Source organism: Micrococcus sp. HSID17227, assembly GCF_003989405.1.
GTDB classification, from domain to species: domain Bacteria; phylum Actinomycetota; class Actinomycetes; order Actinomycetales; family Micrococcaceae; genus Micrococcus; species Micrococcus luteus.
Genome location: NZ_RBLN01000261.1, coordinates 1 through 2,972, shown reverse-complemented (window position 1 = coordinate 2,972; position 2,972 = coordinate 1). Strand labels below are relative to the sequence as shown.

Genomic DNA, 2,972 nt, shown 5'->3' with positions numbered 1-2,972 from the left:
TCCCCGCCCGGCACGTGCTTCACGCCGCCGGGCAGCGGCTCGAAGGGCGCCCGGTAGGCCTCCTTGTGCGTGAGCGCGAGGGCGCCCATCGTGCGGCCGTGGAAGGCCCGCTCGAGCGCGATCACCCGCGTCCGGCGGCCGGACGGGTCGTCCGCACCGTGGCGGCGGGCGAGCTTGAACGCGGCCTCGTTGGCCTCCGTGCCGGAGTTCGCGAAGAACACGGTGGAGCCCGCGGGCGCGCCGGCCAGCTCCAGCAGGCGCTCGGCCAGGCGGATCTGCGGCTCGGAGGTGAAGAGGTTGGACACGTGGCCGAGCGTGGCGACCTGCTCGGACACCGCCCGCACCAGCGCCGGGTGGCCGTGGCCGAGCGCGTTCACGGCGATGCCGGCCAGCAGGTCCGTGTAGCGCCGGCCGTCGGCGTCCCACACGTGGACCCCCTCGCCGCGCACGAGCACGCGGGTGGGGCGGCCGAAGACTCCGGTCAGGGCGGCGTGGTAGCGCTCCAGCAGCGCGGACTGGTCGGTGCTCATGCGTCCTCCTCGGGGGTGGTCGGGGCGGTGGGCTCGGCGTCGGGCACCACCTGGGTGCCGACGCCCGCAGAGGTGAAGACCTCGAGCAGCATCGAGTGGGGGCGGCGGCCGTCCACGACGTGGGCGCGCTGCACGCCGGCGTCCACGGCCGCCAGGCACGCGGCCATCTTCGGGATCATCCCGGAGGCCAGGGAGGGCAGCAGCGCGCGCAGCTGGGCGGCGGTGAGCGAGCTGATGAGGGAGTCGCGGTCCGGCCAGTCGGCGTAGAGGCCTTCGACGTCGGTGAGCAGCACGAGCTTCGCGGCGCCGAGGGCGGCGGCCAGGGCCGCGGCGGCGGTGTCCGCATTGACGTTGAGGACCTGCCCGGTGGGCTCGCCGTCGTCGTTGATCTCGGGGGCGACCGACGAGACCACGGGGATCCGCCCGGACTCGATCACGTCGAGGATCGCGGTCGGGTCGACTCCGGTGACCTCTCCCACGAGGCCGAGGTCCACCTCCTGGCCGTCGACGACGGCGCCCGTGCGGCGGGCGCGCAGCAGCCCCGCGTCCTCGCCGGAGAAGCCGACGGCGTACGGGCCGTGGGAGTTCACGAGGCCGACCAGCTCGCGGCCCACCTGTCCCGTGAGCACCATGCGGACCACGTCCATGGCCTCCTCGGTGGTCACGCGCAGGCCGCCGCGGAACTCCGAGGCGATGCCGAGGCGGTCGAGCATCGCGTTGATCTGCGGGCCGCCGCCGTGCACCACCACGGGGTGGACCCCCACGTGGTGCAGGAACACGATGTCCTCGGCGAACGCCCGGCGCAGCTCCTCCGACACCATGGCGTTGCCGCCGTACTTGACGACCATGACGGTGCCGGCGAACCGCCGGATCCAGGGCAGGGCCTCGACGAGGACCTCCGCCTTGGACTCGGCGCGGTCGAGCCGGTCCGCGGTGGACAGGACGGGCGCGGCCGCCGTGGCCGGATCGGTGTGCGGGGTCATGCTGGGGGTCCTCACGTGGAGTAGGCGGAGTTCTCGTGGACGTAGTCGTGCGTCAGGTCGTTGGTCCAGACCGTGGCCTCGGCGTCGCCGGCGTGCAGGTCGACCTCGACGAGCACCTCGCGGGCCGTCAGGTCCACGCGGGAGCGGTCCTCTCCCACGCCGGAGGCGCGGCACACCTGGACGCCGTTGAAGCGCACGTCGAGGGCGTACGGGTCGAAGGCGGCGACCGACTCCGGGACCGTGCCGACGGCGGCGATCACGCGTCCCCAGTTCGGGTCCTGGCCGAAGATCGCGGTCTTGAACAGGTTGGAGCGGCCGACAGCGCGCGCGACGGCCTCGGCCGCCTCCTCGGTCTCGGCGTGGACCACGCGCACGGCGATGTCGTGCCGGGCACCCTCGGCGTCGGCGACGAGCTGGCGGGACAGGTCCGCGCAGACCTCGTGGAGGGCCGCGGCGAACGCCGCGGGCTCGGGCGCCGTCCCGGACGCGCCCGAGGCCAGCAGGATCACGGTGTCATTGGTGGACATGCACCCGTCCGAGTCGACCCGGTTGAAGGTGGCGCGCACGGCCTCGCGCAGGGCCGCGTCGAGGGCGGGGGCGGGGACGTCGGCGTCCGTGGTGATGACGCTGAGCATCGTGGCCATGCCGGGTGCCAGCATGCCCGCCCCTTTGGCCATGCCGCCCACGGTGAAGCCCGCGCCGCGGGCCACGGCGGTCTTGGCCACGGTGTCCGTGGTCTTGATCGCGACGGCGGCGTCCTCGCCGCCGTCCGGACTGAGGGCGGCGACCGCCTCGGCCACGCCCGCGGTGAGCGTGTCCATCGGCAGGCGCTCGCCGATGAGGCCGGTCGAGCAGACGAGCACGTCGTCGGCGGCGGTTCCGAGGGCGGCGGCCGCGTGCTCGGCGGTGCGACGGGCGTCCTCGAGGCCCTCGGCGCCGGTGGCCGCGTTGGCCCCGCCGGAGTTCAGGACGACCGCGGTCGCGCGGCCGTCCCGCACGGCGCGGCGGGTCCAGACCACGGGGGCGGCCGCCACCCGGTTATCGGTGAGGACGGCGGCCGCCGCGTCGCGCGGGCCCTGGTTGACGACGACGGCGACGTCGGGCGTGCCCGAGGCCTTCAGCCCCGCGGTGACGCCGGCCGCCCGGAACCCCTGTGCTGCGGTGACGCTCACGGCGCGACCCCCTGCTGCTCGAGCCCCGCCTGCTCCGGCAGGCCCAGGGCGATGTTCATGGACTGCACGGCGCCGCCGGCCGTGCCCTTGGTGAGGTTGTCGAGCACCGCGCAGACGATCACGCGGCCGGCACGCTCATCCACGGCGAGCTGCAGCTGCACGTGGTTGGAGCCGAGGACCGCCTTCGTCGTCGGCCACTGCCCCTCGGGCAGCAGGTGCACGAAGCGTTCGCCGCCGTAGGCCGCGGCCCATGCCGCGCGCACGTCCGCGGCGGCCACGCCGGGGCG

At 75.0% G+C, this 2,972-nt stretch carries 4 protein-coding genes; all 4 read right to left on the bottom strand.

The features are described 5' to 3' along the window. Positions 1-530, bottom strand: a 530-nt coding sequence (locus D8M29_RS10500; protein WP_127445955.1) for an aminotransferase class III-fold pyridoxal phosphate-dependent enzyme, incomplete at its 3' end; no start/stop codon positions are given. Further along, positions 527-1,513, bottom strand: coding sequence for an acetylglutamate kinase (argB, locus tag D8M29_RS10495; RefSeq protein WP_238692819.1), 987 nt, complete (start codon positions 1,511-1,513; stop codon positions 527-529). The genes argB and D8M29_RS10500, both read right to left, overlap by 4 nt. 11 nt (positions 1,514-1,524) lie before the next feature. Then, entirely contained in the window at positions 1,525-2,685 is a 1,161-nt protein-coding gene (gene argJ / locus D8M29_RS10490) for a bifunctional glutamate N-acetyltransferase/amino-acid acetyltransferase ArgJ (RefSeq protein WP_127445954.1), read from the bottom strand. Continuing rightward, positions 2,682-2,972, bottom strand: a 291-nt coding sequence (locus tag D8M29_RS10485; protein ID WP_255420501.1) for an Asd/ArgC dimerization domain-containing protein, incomplete at its 5' end; no start/stop codon positions are given. The genes D8M29_RS10485 and argJ, both read right to left, overlap by 4 nt.

Excerpts from the sequence above, each read along its gene's own strand:
- argB (WP_238692819.1), bottom strand. The coding sequence starts at position 1,513 with ATGACCCCGCACACCGATCCGGCCACGGCGGCCGCGCCCGTCCTGTCC.